Here is a 24999-nt window from a genome sequence, read left to right as displayed (position 1 = left end):
AAAGTCCTGACACAAGTATAGAAGCTAAATAACAATGCGTTTCATTATTGCCAAAATATGTCATGCATGAATGTATACAGGAGAAAGTAAAGCAAGGTGAACTCAATGCAAAAGCTCATGAAAACATCAATGTTTACAGGTTGATAAGTGTTATTTACTGCGTTTACAGAGGCTTGATTTAGCGCCTGTTTTGTTTTTGACAAGTACTTCAATTAGCTGAAACAAATGTGTTTTTCATCGGTTAACAGTAAATCGCGCTACCGCATTTTCAAAACTAATCAATATGTAAATTTTCATGCACTTGTGTAACTACTGGTATTTATCATAAGCCTATGATATTCAAACATTAGGATGTTTTAAGGAGCGAAATGCAATGAGTCACGAGGTCACGATTAGAATAGCAAAGCAAGAGGAAATTCATTGGGTCAATGAGCAATATCAGCGAATTAGTTTTAAACTCTCAAACCCTGAACATGATTTAATCGCAATTGCTGTTATCGATGGGCAAAAAGTAGGTGTGGGGCGAGTTCAGACTTTATCAGATAAGGATGCTGAATTAGGCGGGATGTATGTGAACCCAGATTTTAGAGGAGTGGGTATTGCCGCTAAGCTCGCTTCATTCTTGGTTGAAAATGCTAATAATTTTCAGCGAGTGTATTGTTTGCCATTTTCTCACCTTGCTGAGTTTTATGAAAAACTTGGTTTTGCTCGTGTGAAAGAACAGAGCACAGCGCCTGATTTGATATTGAGCAAGCATCACTGGTGCAATGAAATCTATGACCATGAAACGCTTTTATTTGTAAAGAATAATCCACTGACAGTGACGCAAAGTTGAGTTGAACATCGCATGGAAGAAGTCAAAAACAGACAGTTATTACAGTCGATACTCACGACTTTTTTACCATTTGATGAGCAAGAGTTAGACAGCGCGTTTAAACATTTTAAGTTTAACGAGCATGCGTCTAAAGCCCATATATTTCGTTGCCAAGATATTGTTTCTGAAGTGTATTTTCTCATTTTTGGCGTTGGGTGGTACTATTATATTGACGCACAAGGTGAAGAGTTTAATAAATCACTTGTAAAACAGGGAGGCGCTTTCACAAGCATAGGTTCATTGATTGAACGTCAACCAAGCCCATTTTATGCACAGGCTTTAACCACTTGTATAACGGCGTCGATATCTTACGAGCGATTGCTCGGGCTTTCCAGAACGAACTTAAACTGGAGAGAGCATGTGCGTAAAGTCTACGAACGGTTAGCTTTGAAAAAAGAAAAGCGAGAAGCAGGGTTATTACTTTTAAGTGGTCAGCAGAGATATCAGCAGTTTTAGATGACTTTGGTGAGCAGGCTCAGCATATTGCCCTCAACCAAGTTGCTATGTATTTAGGGATAACGGATGTCAGCTTATCCAGAATAAGAAATAAAATGGGCTTAACATAGGTTAAGGTCAGCCAGTAACTTAAACAATAAACTGCTCGTTATTTCAAGGAGCAAAAAAATGCAAAAGTTACTTCCCCCCGTTTTATTTATTTTGACGCTTGTTACTATGAGTTCAATTTGCTGGTGGTTTGAACTCTCACACACTCTTGTATTTCCATTTAACTTAATAGGCTTGCTTTTTTAGGTTTGATGTTATCCGTGCAAGCAAAGCGTCTATTCACTCGTGTAGGAACCAACGTAATGACATTTGATGAGCCAAATAAACTTGTGGTGGAAGGTGTATTTAGGTACACACGTAATCCAATGTATTTGGGGTTTGTAATATCATTATTAGGGCTTTTCCTGCTTTTAGGAGCAAATGAGTTGTCTTTGGGGGTTGTTGTGTTATTCGTACTCGTATCCGATCGTTGGTATATTCGCTTTGAAGAACGAATGATGTTCGAAAAATTTAGAGAACAATACCAAGCTTATTGTCGTAACGTTAGACGCTGGATGTAGGTGGCTCAATTACGCAAGGTACAATCCAATAAAGCATGATGTTTTGACTCGCTGATTAACATTTGTTTTTCCTTTCGCCATAGCTATCTCACTACATGATGAATAGTGTTGAGAAAACCAAGTCTAATTGCCTTGCGATGTTATCTAAAGTTCGATTCGTTATTGTTAATGTGATATGCCATGGTGCATATAGAAATCTTCTAATCATATAAGCGACCTCTTGTGTCATAAAGGTCGCTTGAATAAGCCATTAAAATGGTATGCTAACAAGAGCTTTTGTTTTGTTTAAGACAAGCAAGCTTGTGGGTTAGTACAGGCCCAAATGGACTGGCATGCTGCACGCGTCTCGACCAATGGTTTACCGCCTGCAACGTTTGGCGTTAAATCTAGGTTCAATGAACGTTTGTTAGATAAGTGTTTTATTGTGCTTTTCTTTATTTTTAATTTCATTGGTATCTCCTTGATTTGTACAAAATTGTACCGTTTCAAAGCTAGCGAATTGGGAGCCTACATTCAATGTAAAAACATGAAATGTTACACTCATGGTGGAAAAGGACTAAATTTCGTTCCTTTTACGGGGTCTGATTCTGAAATATTTTATTACGGTTGTTTTAATAAAATTTCTTAATGAATTGTTTTATATACTTTCTTTTTGGCTAAAGTTTTCGTCCGAGTTGATGGGGTTTTTTTGAGAAGATAATTTCCCAATTGTTACAGTTTATGTCCAAATCAGGCTTATTGTGGTGAACTGGCTTACTGGCACAATCTTATGCACATGATACAATCGCGCGTCGATATTTTTTGGCAGCTTTACTGCCTATACAAGAGAGTTCAATAATATGAGTAAGTCGTATTCGGCCATTGGATTGGTTAACCCAAAATCACCAACCAATGTAGGTGGCGTATTACGTGCGGCGGGGTGCTATGGCGCACAGGCTGTATACTTTAATGGTAATAGGTATGCGAAAGCTGCTAAGTATCATACTGATACTAAAAATATTGCCGACCACATTCCGATCCAGCAAGTTGATGACTTAATCTCATTGAAAATATCGGGAAGGGCTCTGGTGTGTGTTGAGTTGGTAGAAGGTGCAACCCCGTTGCCTGAATTTCAGCACCCAGAAGATGCGCTTTATATATTCGGTCCAGAAGATGGCAGCTTGCCGCAAAGTATTGTAGATGCAGCAGACGCCGTTGTGTATGTACCAACAACTGGATGCATGAACCTAGCGGCCACGGTAAATGTCCTGTTATACGATCGAATGGCAAAGCGCGCGACTTCGTTTGATGCCACCCAAGTTCTGTCGAGTAGAGATACCAATAATAGGCTAATTGTTGGTTAGGTTTGCGGGCAAAGGTTGGTTTAGTAATTGTGGATTGAATCGGCATGTAATCATAACAATACACATTATAATAAATCGGTATCTACCATATTTGACCGTGTAAACTTTAAGCCTTTATAAGCAAAAGCCGCATGATGCGGCTTTTGCTTGAAATACTACTGTAGATCAAACCTGTCCAGTCTCATGACTTTGACCCAAGCTGTTACAAAGTCATCAACAAATTTTTGTTTAGCGTCCTGAGATGCATATACCTCAGCAATAGCGCGCAATTCCGAGTTTGAACCAAATATCAAGTCAACCGAACTTGCTTGCCACAACTTGTTGCCTGATTTCCTATCAAAACCAAGATACATACTCGGCTGATTATCTGACTTTTTCCATTTAGTACGCATGTCTAAAAGGTTGACAAAAAAGGCATTGTTTAAGCTTCCAGGTGTGCGAGTGAGTACGCCTGTTTTGGAATCATCTGTGTTGGTGTTTAACACTCGCATTCCACCTAGTAACACTGTCATTTCTGGGACCGATAAACCAAGCATATTTGCTTTGTCTACAAGCATTTTGGTAGGAGACATAAATGCACTCTCATGGTAGTAATTCCTAAATGCATCTGCTTTTGGCTCCAAATAACTAAACGACTGAATGTCCGTTTGCGTTTGGCTCGCATCAGTGCGTCCAGGGGCAAAAGGTACTGATACTTTGAAGCCAGCTCTACTGGCAGCGTCTTCAAGTCCAGCTGCGCCTGCCAGTACAATTAGGTCTGCCATTGAGAGCTGGTGTTTCGACTTTTTGTTGAATCGTGATTGGACACCTTCCAGCGTAGTTAGCACAGAGGCTAATTGTCTTGGGTTGTTCACTGCCCAATCATTTTGAGGAGCGAGTCTGATCCTAGCGCCATTGGCGCCGCCGCGCATATCTGTTATGCGGTGACTCGATGCAGCCGCCCATGCCGTTTCAATTAGGTCTGCATTGCTCAGCTCTGTATCACGAATGGCTTTTTTCAGCTTATTAATATCCGAATTTGAGACTTTCTTTCCCGTCTGTTCGGGCAGTGGATCTTGCCAGAGTAAGGTGTCTTTTGGTATCTCATTACCAAGATAGCGAGCGCGAGGGCCCATGTCTCGGTGAGTTAGTTTGAACCAAGCCTTAGCAAAAGCAAGCTCGTACTCTTTTGGATCGGTACGGAAACGCTCAACAATTTTACGAAATGCCGGATCTTCTTTGAGTGCAAGATCAGTGGTGAACATAATTGGAGCGCTGCGTTTGTTTTTGATGTGTGCATCGGGTACTAAGTTGGCAGCCGCAGGATTATCTGGGATCCACTGAATTGCGCCGGCTGGGCTTTTAGTCTGTACCCAGTTAAAGTTCATCAGGTTATCTAAATAGTTAGTTGACCAGCGCGTTGGAGTAACTGTCCACGCACCTTCGAATCCGCTGGTACTCGTATCAGCGCCTTTGCCGCTTCCACAGGTATTTTTCCAGCCAAACCCTTGCTGTTCAGTCGGCGCTGCTGCTGGTTCTTTTCCTACGCAATTGTTTGGCTTTTTAGCGCCATGGGCTTTGCCAAATGTATGACCGCCCGCGATCAACGCGACGATTTCTTCGTCATTCATTGCCATACGACCAAACGATAAGCGTATATCTTCAGCTGCTAAAATTGGGTCTGGTTTACCATGCGGGCCTTGAGGGTTGACATAAATTAATCCCATTTCTACAGCTGCGAGTGGACCTTTTAGCTTACCTTTTTTATCGCGTCTTTCATCGGCCAAAAAGGCTGTTTCAGGGCCCCAATAAACTAAATCAGGCTCCCAGTCGTCGTTTCTACCACCGGCAAAACCAAAGGTTTTAAAACCCATAGACTCTAGAGAGACATTGCCAGCGAGCACCATCAAATCGGCCCAAGAGAGTTGTTTACCGTATTTTTGCTTAACTGGCCAAAGTAAGCGTCTCGCTTTATCCAAATTGGCGTTATCTGGCCAACTGTTTAGTGGGTTAAAGCGCTGCTGCCCACCGGCTGCACCACCGCGGCCATCGTGAACACGGTAAACGCCAGCGCTGTGCCAAGCCATGCGGATCATCAAAGGTCCATAGTGTCCCCAATCTGCAGGCCACCAATCTTTCGAATCAGTTAAAGTGGCTTGAATATCGGCTTTTACAGCTTCCAAGTCGAGCTTGATGAATTCACTTCGGTAATCAAAGTGCTCGCCATATGGGTTTGACTTGACACTGTGTTGTCTTAAGGGACTAAGATCGAGTTGCTCAGGCCACCAAAACTGATTGGTTTTTATCTGAGTTGCAGATGGTGATGCGTTAGCGGCACTTGAAAGTGCCATGCTTACGGTTGCTGCTAAGGTTAATAAATGTGTACGCATAAAAAACTCCAAATGAGAATGCTCAGGCTCTGTCTGTAATCCACCTGAGTGAGTGCTCTTTAGAGCCTAAAAGTACAAACTTAAGAATTAAAATTGAATAACTTAAAGATAATCATCAGTTTTTTAGAATATTCATGAGAAGAGTACCTAATTAAGTGTATCTAATTGAAATTATTTATATTTATTTTATTGGCTTGAATCGATAGCTGGATTAGGCTGATTTCTGAGCGCCCGAGTAGGTGCATTATTTGATTTTGCGATTAAGATAGAGAAAACAATCTAAAATAAAGAATATATTGATGGTATCACTTAAACAAATTGTATATGCGCTGGCGGTCGAGAAAACATTGCATTTTAAAAAGGCTGCTGACACTTGCCATGTGTCGCAATCTACCTTGAGTACCGCTATCCATGAATTAGAAAAGCAGTTAGGTACAGTCATTTTTGAGCGTAACAACAAGCACGTCTTTGTGACCGAAGAGGGCAAGCAACTACTCGACAAAGCAAGAAAAATTAAGCTAGAAATGGACGAATTAATGACACTTGCCCAAACCAGTAAAGCACCTTTATGCCGCCCTATGAAAATTGGAGTGATCCCAACAATCGGGCCATTTCTACTCCCAAAAGTGCTGCCTGAATTACGTAATCAATACCCAGAATTTAGATTAAAAATTATTGAAGAGCAGTCTCATGTGTTGGTTGATATGTTGCGTCAAGGTGATTTAGATGCCGCTGTCTTAGCCTTGCCTTATCAAATAGAAGGGTTGATGGCATTTGATTTTTGGCATGAAGACTTTTATTGGGTGAGTCATAAAGACGAATGCACTACCAGTATTGAAGAAATTTCCAGCGAACAGTTTGAAATAGACAAACTTATGCTGTTAAAAGATGGTCACTGCCTTAAGGACCATGCGCTTAGTGCATGTAAGTTATCTAACGACCAAAAAGATACTTCTTTTGATAGCACAAGCTTACATACATTAATTCAAATGGTAGCTGGAAAAATGGGTACCACCCTTGTGCCACAAATGGCATTGGACCAGCTCGTTAAAGGGGAATCCGATTTGGTGGCTATTCACCTCAATGAACCAGGACCTCATCGTACGATTTCTTTGGTTGTTAGGCCAAATTATGTACGTACAAATGACATTACAATCTTGCAAAAATTGTTTGAACAAGAGCTCAGAAAAAACTGTGCGATGAGCTTTTGCAATATTTAACATTGATGCTTTAGCAGCCATAACAATTTAAAACATCACAATGCTTATTTAAAACAGGTGAAATTTACGATGTTATTCATCTTTTCACCTATCTCATTACGCTTGAATACATCAAAGTAGTTAATAATTACACTCGATAACAACTTGAAAATATCGCTTTGATTATACTTTTTCCAGTGACAATTGTAGGAGATGAAGATGAATTTAATCAAAGGGTTAGTGTTTTTAGTCGTGGTTGGTGTATTGGCGGGTTGTAATGACGATGACACGTACACAGCAGACGTTAGTGCCATTAATTTAGTGAACAGCGAAGTCGATGTGTACTGGCAATTCGAAAAAGGACATGAAGAAATGTCTTTAACGGATAAAAATGGCCTGTTGTTTGGCGAGAAATCTGATGAAAAGATGTTAGTGCAAGATGATTCTGATGGTAACGTTTTTGCATTTTACGGTGTTAAAGGTAACTCTCTTGAGACCGCGATAGAGTCTACTCGTTTTTGCTTTTCCGAGCACGCAGATTATGTTGTTTACACGTTTGGCCGTCTCGACAATGATTCTGCACAAGCCGCACAATTGGGTGCTGTCAAAATCAATGATGACGAAATCGCTAGTAGTAAATATCGAGTCATTATTTTTCATACCTATGTAGCTGATATGGGTAAGGTTGACATCTATGTGGGCGATGAAAAAGTGGCAGAAAACCTTGAGTATGGTGATACCACTGACTACTTGGATTTACCGATTGAGCGCAATGAGCTTATTGTTGTGAAGGCCGGACAGGGAGCAAATACACAAAACCCGATAGCCAAAGCCACGCTATCGCCACAAGCTGGAGATATTCAATTGGCATATATCACTTCGACCTCCGAAAATGAAGGCAACATTAAGTCATATAAAGTAAATAAGAACCAATGAATAAAGGGTAAAGTACCATAAGACCATCTTTTAGTGGGGTGGTCTTTTATGTCGTAGTGCACTTGCATATATCTATACACAAGCGGGCTTTTGAGTGCGCTGTTCAGCCCTCATCACTTCTATTCTCAATTACCTAGCTAGCCTAGCGCCTACTAGGTATAAATCTAAGTTTAAGATGACCAACATTATTTACTATCATTCTCTTTAAAAGAATGGTTGGCTCTATATTAACTAATTTTATCTTCTTTAATCGATAGTAAACTTGTTGGCAAGTCAGGCAGCAATGCCTAGAAACAAGTTAAAGTTTAGGAGCAAAAAAATGCAATTAGTAAACATTATCTCAAACAATGAAGGCCTTGCGAGTCTTGCAAACTTAGTCGGACGAGTAGGTTTATCTGTCATTTTCATTCTTGCTGGTATGAATAAAACCCAATACTTTGAAGATAATGCGCAGTACTTAGCTTCAGGTGGTTTACCTGAATTTTTGTTACCACTGGTGATTGCATTCGAATTGGTAGGTGGTCTATTCATACTCGCTGGCGCATTGACGCAAATAACAGCGCTGGCATTTGCAGGGTTTTGTGTTATCAGCGCACTGGTGTTTCACAACAACTTAGCTGACCAAATGCAATTTTTTATGTTTTTCAAAAACATCGCAATGGCGGGTGGTTTTTTAGCGCTGGCATCAGCAGGCGCTGGGCGTTTTAGTGTAGACCACAAACTGGCACAGCAATAATGCTCGCATGTGCTGGTGTATTGGCTAGAGCAGCACTCTATACATTGTTGAGGAAGTGGCTTTTACATAAGGTGGAAACAGGCAATGTATGCATCTAGTCAAAGCTGCTTGAATGATTTCAGATTTTGAAGGTTAGGAGATTGGTAATGGGTTTATTAGTAAATGGTCAATGGCATGACAACTGGTATGATACTGCATCGAGCAATGGTGAGTTTGAGAGAGAGGCTGCACAGCTGCGCAATTGGGTTACAGCAGATGGTGAAGCAGGGCAAAGTGGTGACGCTGGGTTTAAAGCTGAGAAAGGTCGCTATCATTTATATGTCTCATTAGCTTGTCCTTGGGCGCACCGTACTCTTATTTTTCGTAAGCTAAAAGGGCTAGAGGACTATATCGATGTGTCTATCGTTAGTCCTGATATGCTACAAAGTGGTTGGACGTTTGACAAAGAAACTGGCAGCAAGGGCGATGCCTTGTTCGAAAGCGCGTTTATGCATCAGATTTATACCAAAAACAAAGCTGATTATAGTGGCCGTGTGACCGTTCCTGTGCTTTGGGATAAAAAACATCAGCGCATTGTGAGTAATGAATCATCAGAAATCATTCGTATGTTTAACAGTGCATTCAACCATTTAACGGGAAATGAGCTTGACTTTTACCCTGCTGATCTTCGCGCTGAAATTAATGAAATAAATAGCTTTGTTTATGAAAACATCAACAATGGAGTATATCGCACTGGCTTTGCAACAAGCCAAAAAGCGTATTCATCTGCATTTGATAAGTTGTTTAACGCGCTCGATAAAGTCGAAGTACTACTGAGTGAAAATACATATCTTGTAGGGGATACATTGACCGAGGCTGACTGGCGTTTATTCACAACCTTGATCCGTTTTGATTCGGTGTATGTAGGGCATTTTAAATGTAACAAGCGCACCATTGAAAGTTATCCGCATATTTCAAACTATGTACGTGCTTTATATCAATACTCAGGCATTGCAGAGACGGTCGATTTTTTCCATATAAAGCGCCATTACTACTTCAGTCATACCATGATTAACCCAACTCAAGTGGTACCAAATGGCCCAGAGATAGACTACACCCGAGCACACAACCGTTAATGCGGGCTTGAAGAGCCCCTTTTTTAGGGGCACAAAGTCGATTGTGCACTGATAACCTGCCCATTTAACTGTTTTTTAGTCCAAACTCGCTTGAATGCAAACTGTCCGTTTGCATTTTGTCCGTCATACTCGCCCATTGTCATTATGTTTAAATCTTCCAACATAGTGCTTTTAATACAAAGTAGACCTGAGGCGTGTAAATCAAGGTCGTCTTGGTTTGATAAACGTAGACCTTGATGATTAATAAACACGAGATTGTCAGCCAATAATTTTGCTAATTGCTCTGTATCCGAGGAGAGCATCGCAGATTTTAGCTTTTGCTCAGCCTTCAAGGTTTGTTTTGTAATAATGCATTCCATGCGTGCGACGCTTAATTTATTGTTTATTTATTCTATATTAAACGCTTTAAAAACTATTTCTGTTGTTCATTTAGAGCGGTGTCGTCAATGAGTGCTCTAAGCGCTGGGCGAACAACGGCGACAATAAATATAACAATAACGAGCGTGCCCATAATTAACCTGAGTACAGGCATAAACCAAGGCTGCTGCCAAATTGGTATTTTCGCATATTGACCGAACTGTGATTCGAGTTTTGCACATGCTGTTGGCAAAGCGCTGAATAGCTCATACTTTGGGTACTCAAATACAAAACCTGCACGGGCAAGTGCAAGTCGTGCATCCTGAGTGTGTTTTTCATCTATGTACAGCATATGGCTTTCGATATCTGCGTAATAAGCAATTTTTTGCATGTCTAATACATCCGTAATTTTTACAGCATCCACTAGGCTAAGATCGTCTATTAAAGGGCGGAAATTTGGCGTCTTTGCCCATATGATGATGGCTGTAACTAGCATAGCTGAGCAGGTAAGTACTGCATAAAGAATAGCGTCCTTATGAGTCAAAGTGCGTTGAGTCCATTTTGTGTTTGCCACATTACTCTCCTTGGTCATTTTTCATCTTTGTTGATGTTACTTCATAGCCTAAAAAATAACTACTTGATAGATACCTTCAATCAGCGAATGTTTTTAAAAATGGACCAAACATCAACATTTGGTACGGGAACACTAGGCGGATGCTAAATGGGGTAGCATATTCGCCACTATTTAAAGTAAGAGAAAGCGGCTAGACTAGAACATTATTCATATAAACTGTGTAGTTTTGGGTGGGTAAATAATCGGTAACTCTAGATTTTTCTGTGAGTTACCGGTAGAGTTGCCAATAAAAGAGTCGTCGATGTTTAGAATAATCACTCAAGTTTCGTTGTGTTTACTCACTTTGTCAGGGTGTAATTTCTTTGATGAACGCAGTGATGCAGAGAAGTTGAAGGTATTGCTTGCTCAGCATGAGCAACAGCATCAAATACCGGCTCAAGGACTTTTGGTCTTGCATAAAGACAAAGAGTTGTTCAAGGGCATTCATAGTAGTGAGCTGTTTAAAAAAGAGCACTTACTTACCGAAGACAGTTTATTTCCGATTCATTCGATAAGTAAGTTGTTTGCCAGTGTTTTGGTTTTGCAATTTGCCCAAGAGCATAAAATCTCACTCGACAATCCAGCGTCTCTCTATGTACGGGACTTACCAAGACTCTGGCACAACATCCCTATTAGCGCATTCTTAAACCACGCCTCCGGTGTACCAGAGTACTTTGACCGTGAGGTGAATAACTTTGTTTTTGCAGCAGGTAAAAAAGAGACATTTGAACAGCTAAAGGCTAAGCCTGTGCGCTTTGCCCCCGGGGCTAAGATTAGATACACACAAACAAACTATTTAGTATTGGCAGCATTATTAGAGTCAGTTTCAGGGCTCAGCTATGAAGAGCTTGTTGAACAGCGCATATTTAATCCGCTTGCAATGAAAAGCACATTGTGGCTACAGCGCCCACAAAACCATCCTAATGTTGTTAAAACTTACCATGTCAGTGCAGGAAAGCTAGTTGAATCAGAGTTCATTCAATGGCCTGACTACAGTGCTGTGCACGGTGGTTATTATAGTAGCCTCGAAGACATTGGCAGGTTTTTATCCGCCGTAGCTTCTGGCAGATTAATTAAGCAGGCGCAATTACAGCAATACTTTCAGCCTTATAGTCTGCGTGATGGAAATATCAGCTATTTCGCTTCTGGATGGGATTATGGCCGTAATTGGCAGTTTCAGGAGTTAGGTCACGATGGCGGCGCGTTGAGCAGGGTACGCATTTTATACAAAGATAATTTGGATGATGCCTATATCATTGTTTATTTTACGAATGGTAACAGCGACGGGGTTAGGTCACGAGCTCTTGTTGATGCTGTTCAATCGAGCTTGTCACTATGACAGTTGTGTTGTTGTTTAAATAAGCGTTGTTTACAAATTTATATGGCTCCATCATATCAAAAGATAGGTTGCGTCTTTTTCTTTAAATCAAGCTTTAACCAAACCGTCACGCCAGTGTAAAAAGCCACCATTACTCTATCTGCAATAAATTGGTCTAGACCATGAAGCCCAACATTTGAGATAAAAGCAATGAGTAAACTAACACAAATCGCAGCAGCGATAGTTTTGGCTGGTAGTGCAAGTGTACATGCCTCCAACGGCAAATTAATAGGGGTAGTCGCAGACCCACATACAAGTTTATTGGGTGCAACTGTGCGTGTGAAGGGAAGCGAATTCTTTACGGTGACGGACTATCGCGGTGAATTTTCGTTATCAAAGCTGAGTCGTGGTCGATACACCTTGGTGGTTTCTTACATCGGTTATGGAGATACGGAGGTAGAGGCTGAAGTCGTAGATGGCAAATTAGTGACACTTGAGCCAATTATTCTCAATAGTAGTCAAACTATTGAAGAAGTTGTGAGTGTTGGACAAATTTTTAGAGCTGAAATGGCTGCTGCAAATACTCAGAAGAATGCCGAGAGTATAAAAAGTGTCATTGCTGCGGATGGAATAGGAAAATTGCCCGACAGAAATGCAGCTGAAGCTGTGCAGAGGATCCCTGGTGTTTCTATTGAACGAGACCAGGGTGAAGGTCGTTTTGTCGCAGTCAGGGGGCTTCTGGCGCAATGGAGCTCAACAAGTTTAAACGGCAATCGGTTGCCAACAGCAGAAGAAGAAACAACAAGCCGAGCAACCGCATTTGACTGTTCCCCAGTGAGTTAATTGAGTTCGTTGAGGTATCCAAGGCAATTACACCAGATATGGAAGGCGATGCAATTGGTTTGAGTGAGCAAGAATGGCAGACGTTAGATAACGCGCAGCAAGCGACGTTAACCCGACTAGCTTACAGCCAATTATCTGCTGCGGGGCGCACTACGTGGTGGACTCATTAGCCGATGTAGAAGCGGTTTTGATTGAAATCGAGTCTAAACTAGCTCGCGGTGAGCGCCCATGAAGCGCTTCCAGCCATTTTGGTTTGATGACGCAATTGCTGAGGCGGATTTAGTCTCAGCAAAGCCGCTACAGCATAACTTGGAAACCGGTGCTTGTATCGTTGGCGGTGGTTTTACAGGGCTTTGGACAGCTATTATGTTGAAGCAACAAAAGCCAGAGCTGGATGTTACAGTTATAGAAAAAGACTTATGTGGGCAAGGTGGATCAGGCAGAAATGGTGGAGCCATGCTGACTTGGTCAACAAAGTTTGCCAGTTTAGTAAAATTATATGGCTTAGAGCAAGCGCGTTTTTTGGCGCAAAGCTCCAAGCAGGCTGTGCATGAAATTAAACGGATTATCGATCGTCACGGGATCGATTGTGATTGCCGAGTGGACGGTACTTATTATACGGCGTCCAACCAAGCACAAATTGCGAGCCTGGCCCCCGTCGTTTCATTACTTGAAAGGCATCATCTAAATCACTGGCGAACAGTTGACAAAGAAGGTTTGCGAGCAACGGGATCTGAGGCTAATTTACATGCTATTTATTGCCCTCATGCAGGTAGCGTACAACCAGCAAAATTAGTGCGCGGACATAGATATATCGCGGTAGAGCTCGGTGTACGTGTGTTTGAAAAAACGGCATATCAATCACATACAGATTGAGAGATTGTCACTATCTTAACCAAGCAAGACGCTGTTATTCGCGCTACCAGCCTGACTTTTTCCGTCAATGCGTGGCTGCCTTCTCTACGTTCAGAATTTTCTAGAAATGTTGTTTTGGTCTCGAGTGATATGATGATTACTAAATCAATCCCTGAGTTGCTTAAACAACTTAAACTAACACATGGCGCGCCTGTTATAGATGCAAGGATTTTTGTCAATTATTATCGCACTACTTCTGAAGGCAGGTTAATGCTAGGGAAGGGAGGAAACTTCTTTAGTTTTGCTAATCAAGTGCACGCTTGTTTTGATGCAGCAAGCCGTTATTTAGATATTTTGCATAGTTCGCACGCGCACTTTTTCGATGTCCCTTTACCTATCGAGAGAGCATGGACGGGTCCGTCCGACCGCAGTGTTTCAGGAATGCCGTTTTTCGGTCATTTGAACGGGAAGAAAAACGTTTTATATGGCAGTGGTTACTCAGGTAATGGCGTTGTGCAATCCTATATAGGCGGCAAGATCCTTTCTTCATTAATAATTAAGCATCAAAACCGCTGTAGCCAATGTGCTTTGGTGAATGGCAAACTAGCCAAATTTCCTGTTGAACCAATTAGAAGTATTGGGGCATATGCGATTCGAAATGCGATAAGACGAGAAGAGCACGCACAAGATAGGGGAATGAGACCATCAAAGGTTGACACTTGGCTTAGCCGATTAAGTGGCAGTGCAGCCAAGTTGGATCCAAATATAAACAGAGCCTGATGGTGCTTCTAATTATATGACAGCATGGGTGTCGCTCTGCTCAGTGGAGAATAGTGAGATTTTAGATTAATTGAGAGTCCGATTGTCATAAAAGTCACGTAAGCTTGTCACATCATTGGGGTTTGTACTTTAAGAATGCGATGTTGCTATATCAAAAAATCCGTAATTATCTTCAAGATTTATTGGCTCAAGGGTCCATGCGTTCTGGGTCAAAGTTACCTTCAGAACGCAGTTTGCAGGAGGAGTTTAGCTCTACTCGAATCACCGTGAGAGAGGCACTTGCAAGGCTAGAAGCTGAGGGGGTGATATATAGTCAAAAACGCAGAGGTTGGTTTGTTACACCTCAAAAGCTTCGTTGGCATCCAGCTCGAAAAGTAAACTTTAATCACTTAACCAAGGAACAAGGTTTTGAACCCAAAACAGAAGTGATTAGTATTGAAGCGCCATGTATTGAACACTCAGTGGCCCACGAGCACTTTGAAGGCGAGGCTATTTACAAACTGACAAGAGTAAGAAAAGTCGATGAGCGTGCAATTTTGATGGAGGAGATATACTGTCTTGCTAAACGGTTCGAGGGACTTGAAAAACGGGTTTTAAACGGCTCAATCACAGAGGTGATGTCAACCCAGTATAATGTGGAGATAAGTCACGAGCAGTGCGTGATTAGTGTAACAGTCTTACCTGATGAAGCTTCCCAGAGACTTGAGAAAAACAGCGGAGCGCCTTGCTTAAAAGTGCAAAGAGCACGTTATGACACTCAAAAACAGTTGGTGGACTTTAATATTGAATATTGGCTTCATGACGCGATAGAAATGGTTGTAGAAGGAACCTAAAGTGAGAGGTGACGCGATAGCGCACTACCGCGTCATTGTGAGTGAAATTTTACATTGCTTGTAATAACAAAGCGACGCCGATCCCGCCACCTGTACCTATGATTACCCCCATTAACGCCATGAGAATGGCAACAGGTACTAGTGTCTGACTATAAGCTGCTGCGAGTACTGGCGAGGATGCAACGCCCCCGATATTCGCCAGCGAAGCAATACCACAGGTGAATAGGTCTAATTTAAAGAGTTTAGCGATGGTGGTAAGAATGAGACCATGAATAAGCAGAATTACAAAGCCCGCCAGTATGTATGCAGGCGCCTGTGTCAGCTCTGCAAAATTAGCGTTGGCAGCTATTAGTGCAACCAAAGTATACAGTAAAACGTTTGATAGTTGGGGCGACCCAGGAATTTTACCAAGTGGCGTCATCGCACAGATTACGCCAACAAAGGTGACTATCATGATACTCCAAGTCGTGCTGGTCAGCACTGCATTTTGTGGCAACAGCCCAGATGCATAATTTGCAAGTGCCGATAAACCAAAAGCACAGCCGAGTAACAACATCATATCTGGAAAAGTCGTTTCTTTACGAATTTGGTCGTTTGAAAGGGTCAGTTTTTCTTGCAGGTCGTCTAAGGTACTGGTATCTGCTTTTGTCCAATCGTTAAATTTGTGGGCAAAGGGCACTAGTGCAAGCAAAAACATAATCCACATTGCGTAGTCAATTGAGTCTATTAGTAGCGTATATCCCATGCCTGCATCGTTGAGGCCAAGTGCTTGTTGGACTGCCACCATATTCTGGGTGCCGCCAATCCAGCTTCCTGCAAGTGCGCCAAAGGTAAGCGCAGCGTTATCGTTTAAGTAACTTTGGAACAGAGCGAATGAGATTATAAAGCCAAGTATGATGCTGAGTGTCGCAGCAAAAAATGTTCCCAGTAGCTTAGGTCCGAGTTTAACTATGTCTCTTAAGTCTGCTCTCAATAACATGAGAAAAATCATTGCTGGTAAAATAGCGTTTCTAACTTCACCGCGTGCTTGTTTCACGGAATCTGTCATTTCCCAAACACCCAAAGTGGACATCACCATCGCTGAGAAATATATAATAATAACTGCTGGGACATATTTAAAAAAACGACCGTCTTTATATTTATTTTCATACCAAATGACTAGACCTGAAAAGAACATCAAAAATGCGATAAATGAGAATCCATCTTGGATCATGATTTCCTCTATTTTAATTATTATTTAACCAGAGCTATGCTAGCTGATCTCTTTGAGAAAAACGATGCTAATTTTTGACATCATGTTATTAAGCAATCTGCTTTTATCCGGTATTAAAGCCAATAACCCATGTCTGCCCTTAATTATAATTTGACTCTAGTAAGTGGAAATATAAAAAATCACCAAATTCTAGACTAATGGCTAATTGCTTTCACAAAGTTATATATGATTTCTATCTGTTTGTTTTAAATGAATTTTATTTTCACTGGCGAACAGTTTCTACGTGTCTATATTTAAGGTTCAATATGTATGCTAGAAGGAACAACTTATGCGAACGTTAAGGCAATGTAGTATTTATCAACGTCTCACGATTTTAATTGGGACAGTGATTGCCGCTTTGGTGGTCCAAAATATTCTTACTTTGCAGCGTCAATATGCTGCACTGGAATCACAACAATATGAAAAAACACAAAGCTTGGTTGAAAGTGCCCATAGTATTTTGCGCCACTTTTATCAACTACAGCAAAATGGCACTTTATCAGAATCAGAGGCGCGCCAAAGTGCATTAAATACATTAGCGAGCTTACGGTATGAAGATAATAATTACTTTTGGGTAAATGACTATCAGCCCGCGATGGTGATGCATCCTTTTAAGCCAAACCTGAACGGCAAGTCACTTACCGGTGTAAAAGACCCTGATGGTAAAGCGCTCTTTGTGGATATGGTTAATGTAGTGAAACGGCAAAACGGCGGATTTGTACCATACAAATGGCCAAAACCTGGCGCGCAACAGCCTGTTGAGAAAATCTCCTTTGTGAAAGGTTTTGAACCATGGCAGTGGATCGTAGGTTCAGGCGTGTATTTGGATACAATCTATGCAGAATATCAATCACAAAGAAATGACCTGCTCGTCGATTTTGGTGTGATTATTATTCTATCAATAAGTTTGAGTATACTCATTTCAAAAAGTATTTTGCATCCTATTAGAGAAACCGCAAATACCATGAAACGTATCGCAAATGGCGATGGTGATTTGACTTTGCGTCTAGATGAGTACGGTAAAGATGAAGTCGCTAAACTGACGAAGCACTTTAATGCTTACACAGAAAGAATGCGCAGTTCAATTTTGAAAGTTGCAGGCAACAGCGACAGTGTAAAAAATCTTGCCCATGAGGTGGACCAGGCAGGGCGCGGTAATTTAAATTTCATCGAAATGCAAAATGACAACAGTCGACAAGTTGCTACTGCAGTTGAACAAATGAGTATGCAGATACAAGAGATAAACAACAATGCTGAAGCTGCTGAGCGAGCTGCAAGCGATGCGATGAAAAACAGTACATCAGGTAAAAATACGCTTGCAAAGACAATTGGTACGATTGAGAGTCTTTCTTCAAACATCCAGCAAGTAAATGAGGTGACCAGTTCATTGGCTGAGGAAAGTAATAACATAGGCTCTGTGCTAGATGTTATTCGAGGCATTTCAGAACAAACAAACCTATTGGCTTTGAACGCAGCAATAGAAGCAGCCCGAGCTGGAGAGCAGGGAAGAGGGTTTGCGGTTGTCGCTGACGAAGTCAGAACGCTTGCAAGTCGAACCAGTGAGAGCACCGATGAAATTCAATCTATGATTGAGCGTTTGCAACAGGGAGCGCAAGCGGCGGTTATTGCTGTTCAACAAAGTCAAGCAACCTCAAAAGAGTCAGTACAGCAAGCTAAAGAAGCGGATACCGCTTTGACTGAGATTGAACGCTTAATCGAAGTGATTTCGCAGATGAACAGTCAGATTGCACGTGCGACGCAAGAGCAATCTCATGCGGCTCAAGAAGTAAATCGGCGTATAACTGATTTATCTGACTCGACAAATCTGTCATTAGATGCCACTCAGTCGCTAACAGATACAAGTAAAGCGCTGCGCAGCGCTAGCCAAGAGTTAGGGTTAGTTGTGGAAGGATTTCGAGTTTAAAGGCGAAAAAGAGGACCATCAGATGTCACGAGGATTAAGTGACATTTGACTGAAATGGTTGGTAAACTCCCAGCTAAAAAGCCTGAGGAAGGTGATCAACTAAATATGACACTGATGGTATGACAAGAGTAATAAGAGTAAAACCACAAGAACCTGTTGCTGAACCAAGTTGCCTGTCAGAGCAATTTACTTATGCTTGTCATAGTAAAATGAAGACAAAAGTGATTGAAGCATTCGACTACGTTAATGCTGGAAATATTGATAAAGCAATTGAAACCCTGAAGAGTATTCAACCTGTAGACTCATACGTTCTGGTTGTGGTTGATTACTATATTGGCAGTATTTCATTTCAGAATCAGATGCTAAAACAAGCAATAACGTATTTGAACCGTGCGGTTGATTCAAAAGAGCTCAATGCTAAACACCTCAAAAAAGCGATGGAGAGTCTACTCGAAATACACATCAAGTTGCGCAACTACGATCAGGCAGGCTAAGCAGCAACTTAAAGTCTATTACGCATATCTTGGCAGTCAGCTTGATAAAACTGCCGATCAGTTACTGCAATAGATGCAGCCAGACAAGCAGGTAGTGGCAAAACATGTTATACGCATAGCGCCTAAATATCCCGCACACGCGGCCCAAGCTAAAATAGAAGGGCATGTTCAACTTGTGTTCGACTTAAATAAGTAAGGCTTTCCAATAAATATTGATGTGACTGAATCAGTGCCCATTGGTGTTTTTGACAAAGAAGCAAAGGCGGCGCTGGTGAAATGGGAGTATTGAGTGCAACTTGATGAAAATGGAAATGTACTGAATGGGAAACGGCTAGAAGTGCAATTGAACTTCAAATTTAAATAGATTTGTCGATTAGTTTTAGACAATGTTTCAGACACATATCACAAAAGCGCAGTGCAAAATTGGCTATGCACTGCGTAAATAAATATTTTTCTTTTACCAATACTTTGCCTGAGCAACAGCCTCTAGTAAATTTTTGATGTCTTGGGGGGTTACTTCACCGATGTTACCAATGCGAAAGCAATCTGCATTGGTAACCTTGCCTGGGTAAATTACAAACCCTAGAGACTTTAATTGCTGATAAAAGCGTTTGAAGTCATATTCTGGTGATACAGGTGAATAAAAAGAGGTGATTATTGGTGATTGTAGCGCTTGTGGCAATAAAGCCTCAAACCCGAGTGCTTGCATGCCATTAACGAGAAGCACTTGTTTTTTTCATAGCGCTGATAGCGCGCTGAAATACCGCCTTCTTGTTTGAGCTCGATTAATGCTTGGGCAAACGCTCTGACAACATGGGTCGGTGAGGTGAAACGCCACTTCCCTTGATTTTGTTCCATGGTTTGCCACTGTGCGTATAAATCGAGGGATAGTGAACGAGCATTATCTTTAGCGTTGTGCATAAGTACTTTTTTGCAATGACAAAGCTAAACCCGGGCACTCCCTGAATACATTTATTGGCGGAGCTTATCAATACGTCAATTTTCCAATCTGCAATATCAAAAGGGATCCCACCAAAGCTACTCATTGCGTCTAGTATCATGACTTTCTTGTGTCTATTTACGACAGCTGCAATCTCTTTTGCGGGATTCAAAATACCGGTTGTGGTTTCACAATGTACCATAGCAACATGTGTGATAGTCGGGTCTGAAAGTAGTGCCTCATTGACATCTTTTATCTCTGGTTGCTGCGTCTCAGAATAATTTAGCGCTAACAAGCGATATTAAGGTATTGTGCAATTTCAAGTATACGCGCACCATAGGCCCCATTATTAATAACGAGTAGTTTGCCGCTATTGGGAATAAGAGTACCTATGGCCGATTCGACACTGCTTGTTCCACTTCCTTGCATTAAAGTCGCAGTGTATTCAGTACTGCTAGTAGCAAGTTTGCATAATTCGCTACGAATGGCCTGCACGATGTCTAAGTTATAATCGTCATCCCAAACACCAATCTTTTAGCATGGCTTCTTTTACACTATCTGACGTAGACAATGGGCCAGGGGTTAATAGTAATTAATCGTTGTTCATGATGCTTCTCTTTCTGGTCTATACCAGTAATTAAAGCACGAAATTAATGGCGATTTGATGACGACAATAAGCCAAAAGGCAGTTTTTAAGTTGTTGCGATAAACTAAGGAAGTTGAACAAAGAACCGTGATATCACACTTGATGTGGCGACATCACAGTTTATTAATGGTTAACCCCTTATACGGATTAGAAAGTGTAACTTAACCCTACATAAGCAGTTCTTGGCGCACCGGGTTGAATTCGCTCTCTACCGTAGCGCTTTTCAGCTTGAAGCGCGTATTTTTTGTCTGCCACATTAGCAAGGCGCACATGGAGCTTGAGTGCTTCTGACAATTGATAGTTTACTTTCAAGTTTGCAATCGTGTATCCGTCGTACTTTGCGGAGTTCTCGGCATCCATCCAGTAATCGCCGATACTTTTGAGCTCAGCTGTGATTTGTAGCCCTTCAAGTAACGAGCTGTTGTGATTTACTCTTAAATTTGCGACATATTCTGGTGCCATTTGCAAGCTATTATCAGTTAGTTCCCTTTCGTCTCTATCTTGTCGGTTTTGATCTTGAATATAGTGCCCAAACTCATGGTTTGATTGGCTGTAAGCTAATGCTAAGGACCAGTGAGGGTTAAAGGTATAGTTTGCACCAAACTCGAAACCTTGATGCTTCACTTCACCTGCATTGGTTCTGTAGCTAGCACCTAGATTATCATAGGCAGTAACAATAGCGTCTTTAACATCCATCACATAATAGGCGACCTCAACCGAGAGTTTGTCTAAGTTGGCTTTGTAACCAATCTCATAGGTGTCGGATGTTTCTTCATTTAGTGAGTCCAGTTGAGAGCTGGTTTCCTTGGTCTTAAGGTGATACATCTCTGATGCGGTTGGCAGGCGAATAGCACTTGCATAGCGCACATATACACTGGCATTGTCCTGGAGTTTGTAATTTAAACTGGCTTTAGGACTAAAGTGTTTAAATGTGTCACTGCGGCTAGGTATTGAACGGTTGTTAAAACCGTCGTCGTCATATGCTGGTAAGTGGTTGTCAAAATCATATTCGTTATGATCATAGCGCAGCCCTACCGCGTAACTTAACAGATCACTAAGATGACCAATGTGCTGAACATACGGAGAAATACCTGTATAACGGGTGGTATCATTATAGAAAATATGTCCTTCGGGAAAAGTTTTACTTGAACGACCAGATGTAGTGAGAGTGGTTGGCTGGTACGAGTAAGCCTCACCTTCAGAGCGTTCTAAATCAATACCTACCGTGGTTTCAAAGTCACTACTATGTTCAAAGTTACTTAAAGCTAACAAACCAATTGTTCTAACACTCGACTCGACATTGGGCATATTTGGTTGCCAAGTAGCGATATAATCATTACTTCTGTAGCGTAGATAGGGAATGACAGAGGCATAAAAATCTTGGCTCTCATACTGGTATTCAGAGCTCAAGCGCGCGTAATTTGTGTCTCGACGGGGGTCAATATCTAGGACATTTTGTGATAGGCCGGATTGTGTAGGATCAGCCGCAAACTCTTCACTGTTTAATGCATCAAGCATTTGTTGGTCGAGTGTTGATGCAATTAAGCTTGTTTTAAGACTTTGCTTGTCATCAATGGTCAATTCATGAAGTATATTAAACTCTGACTTTTTTACGCTACTGTGTGTTCGCCAGCCTTCATTGTCTAGGTGTGCCGCTGAGAATCTAACGCCATTATTATCGGACATTTTATGAACTAGAGCACCATTAAATTTCTGGTAGCCATTTTCTCCAAATGTGGTGGCTAGTTCATTACTGCTGGTATTAACTGATGTTGAAAGTACGTTTACCGTTGCAGCAACCGCTCCTGAGCCGTATAGACTGGTACCAGCACCTTTGATGACTTCTAACTTCGACGTTGACGAGTTAGTGCTAGCCCACCAAAGCGCATTGTGATTATAGAATGCAGCAGATTGCAGTGGAACGTTGTCCTGAAGGTAAAGGGTATAGCCGCCATAGTTTATGGGCATACGGATCGCTGCATTGTGTCCTTGTCCGCCAGAAAGTTGGTTTAATAATACGCCCGAAATTGTTTCCAAAGATTCTGAGACATGCTGTGCATTATCATTTCTTATTACATCTTCTGATACGCTACCAACACTGAGTGCCAAATCTGTATTCGCTTTGGATGTACGACTTGCTGTGACAATAATTTGCTCAATACCATCAGCTGCACCTTGTTGTGCAACGGCAATATCAGCTTGTAAAAGTGCAATAGTAATCAGTGAATAAGAAAAGCCTGATTTCATTATGCTTGTTCCTTAGTTATTTTTAGTAATTAGTTGTTATTTAAGTCACGTTGCTTTTTGGCCCGACGCTGGCGAACTGTTCTAGCAAAATATATGCTAGTGTCTAGTATTGCAACGGATACTAGCCCAAGACAAATTATTGCGATAACACTGTCGCGAAGACCTTTGCCGATAGGGTTTAAAAAATGATATTTGTGCAAGTAACCAAAGTGCCAGCTACGAGCATTTTGCCATATATCGTCTACTGCTGCGATATAACCAGTGTGAGGTTCGACGCTGTAAAGTGTGCTTGGGTTTTGCTCAAATCTGAGCTGGATAACGGGTAGACGCTTGTTGATAAAGCCATAAGTTGGCCCAAATTTATCAACCTTTTCAACGTGAAATACTTGGCCTTTTACATCTCATTGAGTATACAAAACTTGTTCAGCGAGGAGTTGGTTAGTTACATTTTCTGGTGCATCTTGCCAATATGAAAACTGCATTCTGCTTTTGCTAAAGGTAACGACTTGGCTATAAATTTTTCCATTAATTGTGACAAGCTGAAAGTTATCGCCATTTGCTAACGCAAGAGCTTATATAGGGTCATGTGTCAAAGCTTGCGTATCTAACGTATTGTTTGGTACGCCTTGCCTAAACGATTGAGGGTAAAACTTATCGATTAGAATGTGCATACTACTTGTAGAAAAGCCCAATAAAAATAAGCTTAGAGTTAAACTGGCTCCTCGGTGAATTGCATGATTATTTACACGTGTAGATTTAATGCGTGGCCAAAGTAGGCTATACGCTATAAGCCCCAGTAGTGCCATGACGAATAGGGCACCACTTATCAACAGCATTGGGATAATCCGTACAATACTATTACGATCACCTATAAACTGCCATTTATGTAGTTGCTTAAACCAATAAGACAGAGATTCGCGCATAGGTGTATTGTGTGCGGTAATTCTTTTGCCAAGAGTATCGATGTATAAGAGGTTGCCATTGTCCAATGGTAAAACGGTATACCGGCAGAACTCGGTTTATTTCGGGGTAGGCAGGACTAAACTTGATTCAACTATATTTGCTTCAGACCATTTACTCGCTAGAGATTGAGCATATTGATGGTCAGTTAGACTCGACACATGCCCATCAATGGGCAAATAGTGGACCAGTAACTCGTTAAACTTAACCTCCCTAATTTGATAGTAATAGCTCCCGTCATATTGTACTAGGGTTGCATGACTAAAACGTTCAATACGTGCTTTATTCAGAAGGTCTTGTAATTGTGCATAATTTTGTAAATATTGCGTATTAACCTGAACACGCGCTGCATTGATTCTTGGCGCTTTCTCAAATTGCTACATAATAGGGTGCAGTAAACCAGAAAGAGCCCAAATTACGAAAGGTACTGGGCAAAAAATGGCTATTCGCCTATGCCATTTGAGTAGCCGTTTAAGCATATTATTATTATCATATTGAGGATAATTTGCATATTATATGTAACGAGTGCCTAGAATGGGATGTGACAAATTGTCGCATTTTGGCTGCATTTAGTTAACAGCACCAGTACTTAGCAAGTTGTAAGCAAATGTGAGTACCTATATACAGGCTTCTTTTTGGCTGATACATTATTAAAAGAATCGAAATAGGAATATTCATAAATTTACTTAAATGAGGACCTATTTAGATCAAGCATTGATAGCACCTCAAATATTATAAAAAGGAACTGGCATGTTTATCGTCACACTAAGTTATTTAGTTGGTTTATCTGAAGTTGATAAGTATTTACCATTACATGTTGAGTATTTGGACAAGTGTTACGACGATGGTATTTTTTTAATGTCTGGTCGTACTGAGCCTAGAACTGGTGGGGTGATTTTGGCCACTTCTACCTCGAAAGAGCAGTTGGAGTCGGTTTTAAGTGAGGATCCCTTTTTTAAAACGGGTATTGCTGAGTATCAAGTCACAGAATTTGTCCCGTCTAAAACAGCGAAGGAACTAGATTACTTATTATAAAAAATTAGGGTGATGGCTATTAAAATGGCTGAATAATTTATAAATCATGTTCCCTTTATGAATTAGTAAATATTTAAATTAACAATTAATACTTTCTCACTTTACGTGAATGATGGATGGACTGTTTTTGGCGGCGCTATAAAAAGTTGCCGCTATTTAAACCTCTGAGTAAATCAACGTAAACCGAACCTCCAAACACCACCACTGCTGCAAGCCATTTACGAACACCAAATTATACATTTTGTGCAGGGTGCGAGCACACTTTG

Annotated in this window: 22 protein-coding genes and 2 pseudogenes; 16 read left to right on the top strand and 8 right to left on the bottom strand. The window is 41.1% G+C overall.

Going from position 1 to position 24999, the window contains the following annotated elements; all coding sequences use genetic code 11:
• Window positions 1–373: 373 nt before the first annotated feature.
• The 3 genes from N482_RS10140 (at window position 374) to N482_RS10130 (ending at window position 1938) form a co-directional block, all read left to right on the top strand.
• Window positions 374–835: a GNAT family N-acetyltransferase gene (locus tag N482_RS10140; RefSeq protein WP_063376926.1), complete on the top strand. Its 462-nt coding sequence runs from the start codon at window positions 374–376 to the stop codon at window positions 833–835.
• Window positions 836–847: 12 nt separating this feature from the next.
• Window positions 848–1330 carry a Crp/Fnr family transcriptional regulator gene (locus tag N482_RS10135; protein WP_081227874.1) on the top strand — a complete coding sequence of 161 codons (483 nt, stop codon included), beginning with the start codon at window positions 848–850 and terminating at the stop codon, window positions 1328–1330.
• 299 nt (window positions 1331–1629) lie between these two features.
• On the top strand, window positions 1630–1938 hold the full coding sequence (locus N482_RS10130; RefSeq protein WP_231100832.1) for a methyltransferase family protein: 309 nt from the start codon (window positions 1630–1632) through the stop codon (window positions 1936–1938).
• A 285-nt stretch (window positions 1939–2223) separates the two neighbouring features.
• Here N482_RS10130 and N482_RS24800 read toward each other — a convergent pair whose 3' ends face one another.
• Entirely contained in the window at window positions 2224–2388 is a 165-nt protein-coding gene (locus tag N482_RS24800) for a hypothetical protein (protein ID WP_155730556.1), read from the bottom strand.
• Window positions 2389–2777: 389 nt separating this feature from the next.
• Here N482_RS24800 and N482_RS10125 point away from each other — a divergent pair, with 389 nt between their 5' ends.
• Window positions 2778–3281: an RNA methyltransferase gene (locus N482_RS10125; protein ID WP_063376925.1), complete on the top strand. Its 504-nt coding sequence runs from the start codon at window positions 2778–2780 to the stop codon at window positions 3279–3281.
• A 155-nt stretch (window positions 3282–3436) separates the two neighbouring features.
• On the opposite strand, the gene katG is transcribed toward N482_RS10125, so the two are convergent.
• Window positions 3437–5650, bottom strand: coding sequence for a catalase/peroxidase HPI (gene katG, locus N482_RS10120; protein ID WP_063376924.1), 2214 nt, complete (start codon window positions 5648–5650; stop codon window positions 3437–3439).
• Window positions 5651–5949: 299 nt separating this feature from the next.
• Between katG and N482_RS10115 the strand changes: the two genes are divergently transcribed.
• The 4 genes from N482_RS10115 to N482_RS10100 all read left to right on the top strand — a co-directional run bounded on the left by N482_RS10115 (window position 5950) and on the right by N482_RS10100 (window position 9636).
• On the top strand, window positions 5950–6870 hold the full coding sequence (locus N482_RS10115; protein WP_063376923.1) for a hydrogen peroxide-inducible genes activator: 921 nt from the start codon (window positions 5950–5952) through the stop codon (window positions 6868–6870).
• Window positions 6871–7068: 198 nt separating this feature from the next.
• Window positions 7069–7785, top strand: a complete 717-nt coding sequence (locus N482_RS10110) for a DUF4397 domain-containing protein (protein WP_063376922.1) — start codon at window positions 7069–7071, stop codon at window positions 7783–7785.
• A gap of 319 nt (window positions 7786–8104) precedes the next feature.
• Window positions 8105–8521 carry a DoxX family protein gene (locus tag N482_RS10105; RefSeq protein ID WP_063376921.1) on the top strand — a complete coding sequence of 139 codons (417 nt, stop codon included), beginning with the start codon at window positions 8105–8107 and terminating at the stop codon, window positions 8519–8521.
• A gap of 146 nt (window positions 8522–8667) precedes the next feature.
• Entirely contained in the window at window positions 8668–9636 is a 969-nt protein-coding gene (locus N482_RS10100; RefSeq protein ID WP_063376920.1) for a glutathione S-transferase family protein, read from the top strand.
• Between the two features lie 23 nt (window positions 9637–9659).
• Here the strand turns inward: N482_RS10100 and N482_RS10095 are convergent, their stop codons facing one another.
• Window positions 9660–9995: a nuclear transport factor 2 family protein gene (locus N482_RS10095; RefSeq protein WP_063376919.1), complete on the bottom strand. Its 336-nt coding sequence runs from the start codon at window positions 9993–9995 to the stop codon at window positions 9660–9662.
• A 53-nt stretch (window positions 9996–10048) separates the two neighbouring features.
• The gene (locus N482_RS10090) at window positions 10049–10567 is read right to left on the bottom strand and encodes a hypothetical protein (protein ID WP_063376918.1); all 519 of its coding nucleotides are present in this window, start codon (window positions 10565–10567) and stop codon (window positions 10049–10051) included.
• Window positions 10568–10868: 301 nt separating this feature from the next.
• Between N482_RS10090 and N482_RS10085 the strand changes: the two genes are divergently transcribed.
• The 5 genes and pseudogenes from N482_RS10085 (at window position 10869) to N482_RS10070 (ending at window position 15235) form a co-directional block, all read left to right on the top strand.
• Entirely contained in the window at window positions 10869–11945 is a 1077-nt protein-coding gene (locus N482_RS10085) for a serine hydrolase domain-containing protein (protein WP_081227870.1), read from the top strand.
• Window positions 11946–12134: 189 nt separating this feature from the next.
• Window positions 12135–12767 carry a carboxypeptidase-like regulatory domain-containing protein gene (locus tag N482_RS10080; RefSeq protein WP_063376917.1) on the top strand — a complete coding sequence of 211 codons (633 nt, stop codon included), beginning with the start codon at window positions 12135–12137 and terminating at the stop codon, window positions 12765–12767.
• 38 nt (window positions 12768–12805) lie between these two features.
• On the top strand, window positions 12806–12937 hold the full coding sequence (locus N482_RS25915) for a hypothetical protein (protein ID WP_269202110.1): 132 nt from the start codon (window positions 12806–12808) through the stop codon (window positions 12935–12937).
• Between the two features lie 58 nt (window positions 12938–12995).
• A pseudogene (locus N482_RS10075) lies at window positions 12996–14402 on the top strand (FAD-dependent oxidoreductase).
• Between the two features lie 140 nt (window positions 14403–14542).
• On the top strand, window positions 14543–15235 hold the full coding sequence (locus N482_RS10070; protein WP_063376916.1) for a UTRA domain-containing protein: 693 nt from the start codon (window positions 14543–14545) through the stop codon (window positions 15233–15235).
• A 49-nt stretch (window positions 15236–15284) separates the two neighbouring features.
• Here the strand turns inward: N482_RS10070 and N482_RS10065 are convergent, their stop codons facing one another.
• Window positions 15285–16448: a DUF819 domain-containing protein gene (locus N482_RS10065; RefSeq protein ID WP_063376915.1), complete on the bottom strand. Its 1164-nt coding sequence runs from the start codon at window positions 16446–16448 to the stop codon at window positions 15285–15287.
• A 328-nt stretch (window positions 16449–16776) separates the two neighbouring features.
• On the opposite strand from N482_RS10065, the gene N482_RS10060 reads away from it, so the two are divergent.
• Together N482_RS10060 and N482_RS10055 are read left to right on the top strand one after the other, a co-directional pair.
• Entirely contained in the window at window positions 16777–18411 is a 1635-nt protein-coding gene (locus tag N482_RS10060; protein WP_063376914.1) for a methyl-accepting chemotaxis protein, read from the top strand.
• Window positions 18412–18530: 119 nt separating this feature from the next.
• The gene (locus N482_RS10055; RefSeq protein WP_063376913.1) at window positions 18531–18905 is read left to right on the top strand and encodes a tetratricopeptide repeat protein; all 375 of its coding nucleotides are present in this window, start codon (window positions 18531–18533) and stop codon (window positions 18903–18905) included.
• A 457-nt stretch (window positions 18906–19362) separates the two neighbouring features.
• Here the strand turns inward: N482_RS10055 and phnW are convergent.
• From phnW to N482_RS10040, 3 genes and pseudogenes are all read right to left on the bottom strand, one after another.
• Window positions 19363–20416 (bottom strand): annotated as a pseudogene (gene phnW / locus N482_RS10050) (2-aminoethylphosphonate--pyruvate transaminase).
• Between the two features lie 222 nt (window positions 20417–20638).
• Entirely contained in the window at window positions 20639–22738 is a 2100-nt protein-coding gene (locus tag N482_RS10045; RefSeq protein WP_063376912.1) for a TonB-dependent receptor, read from the bottom strand.
• Window positions 22739–23310: 572 nt separating this feature from the next.
• A complete protein-coding gene (locus N482_RS10040) occupies window positions 23311–23661 on the bottom strand; it encodes a hypothetical protein (protein ID WP_063376911.1) in 351 nt (116 codons plus the stop codon).
• 787 nt (window positions 23662–24448) lie between these two features.
• Here N482_RS10040 and N482_RS10035 point away from each other — a divergent pair.
• A complete protein-coding gene (locus N482_RS10035) occupies window positions 24449–24733 on the top strand; it encodes a YciI family protein (RefSeq protein ID WP_063376910.1) in 285 nt (94 codons plus the stop codon).
• Window positions 24734–24999 lie beyond the last annotated feature (266 nt).

Origin of the sequence: Pseudoalteromonas luteoviolacea NCIMB 1942 (genome assembly GCF_001625595.1) — a bacterium.
In the GTDB taxonomy this organism is placed as follows: domain Bacteria; phylum Pseudomonadota; class Gammaproteobacteria; order Enterobacterales; family Alteromonadaceae; genus Pseudoalteromonas; species Pseudoalteromonas luteoviolacea_A.
This window is presented reverse-complemented; position numbering and strand designations above follow the sequence as displayed.

Bases quoted from the DNA above. Each gene is read 5' to 3' on its own strand.
- N482_RS10065 (WP_063376915.1), bottom strand. From the start codon at position 16,448: ATGATCCAAGATGGATTCTCATTTATCGCATTTTTGATGTTCTTTTCA.
- N482_RS10110 (WP_063376922.1), top strand. From the start codon at position 7,069: ATGAATTTAATCAAAGGGTTAGTGTTTTTAGTCGTGGTTGGTGTATTG.
- N482_RS24800 (WP_155730556.1), bottom strand. From the start codon at position 2,388: ATGAAATTAAAAATAAAGAAAAGCACAATAAAACACTTATCTAACAAA.
- N482_RS10095 (WP_063376919.1), bottom strand. From the start codon at position 9,995: ATGGAATGCATTATTACAAAACAAACCTTGAAGGCTGAGCAAAAGCTA.
- N482_RS10125 (WP_063376925.1), top strand. From the start codon at position 2,778: ATGAGTAAGTCGTATTCGGCCATTGGATTGGTTAACCCAAAATCACCA.
- N482_RS10070 (WP_063376916.1), top strand. From the start codon at position 14,543: ATGTTGCTATATCAAAAAATCCGTAATTATCTTCAAGATTTATTGGCT.
- N482_RS10130 (WP_231100832.1), top strand. From the start codon at position 1,630: ATGTTATCCGTGCAAGCAAAGCGTCTATTCACTCGTGTAGGAACCAAC.
- N482_RS10040 (WP_063376911.1), bottom strand. From the start codon at position 23,661: ATGCGCGAATCTCTGTCTTATTGGTTTAAGCAACTACATAAATGGCAG.
- N482_RS10135 (WP_081227874.1), top strand. From the start codon at position 848: ATGGAAGAAGTCAAAAACAGACAGTTATTACAGTCGATACTCACGACT.
- N482_RS10085 (WP_081227870.1), top strand. From the start codon at position 10,869: ATGTTTAGAATAATCACTCAAGTTTCGTTGTGTTTACTCACTTTGTCA.
- N482_RS10100 (WP_063376920.1), top strand. From the start codon at position 8,668: ATGGGTTTATTAGTAAATGGTCAATGGCATGACAACTGGTATGATACT.
- N482_RS10055 (WP_063376913.1), top strand. From the start codon at position 18,531: ATGACAAGAGTAATAAGAGTAAAACCACAAGAACCTGTTGCTGAACCA.
- N482_RS10105 (WP_063376921.1), top strand. From the start codon at position 8,105: ATGCAATTAGTAAACATTATCTCAAACAATGAAGGCCTTGCGAGTCTT.
- N482_RS10080 (WP_063376917.1), top strand. From the start codon at position 12,135: ATGAGTAAACTAACACAAATCGCAGCAGCGATAGTTTTGGCTGGTAGT.
- N482_RS10045 (WP_063376912.1), bottom strand. From the start codon at position 22,738: ATGAAATCAGGCTTTTCTTATTCACTGATTACTATTGCACTTTTACAA.
- N482_RS10060 (WP_063376914.1), top strand. From the start codon at position 16,777: ATGCGAACGTTAAGGCAATGTAGTATTTATCAACGTCTCACGATTTTA.
- katG (WP_063376924.1), bottom strand. From the start codon at position 5,650: ATGCGTACACATTTATTAACCTTAGCAGCAACCGTAAGCATGGCACTT.
- N482_RS25915 (WP_269202110.1), top strand. From the start codon at position 12,806: ATGGAAGGCGATGCAATTGGTTTGAGTGAGCAAGAATGGCAGACGTTA.
- N482_RS10035 (WP_063376910.1), top strand. From the start codon at position 24,449: ATGTTTATCGTCACACTAAGTTATTTAGTTGGTTTATCTGAAGTTGAT.
- N482_RS10115 (WP_063376923.1), top strand. From the start codon at position 5,950: ATGGTATCACTTAAACAAATTGTATATGCGCTGGCGGTCGAGAAAACA.
- N482_RS10140 (WP_063376926.1), top strand. From the start codon at position 374: ATGAGTCACGAGGTCACGATTAGAATAGCAAAGCAAGAGGAAATTCAT.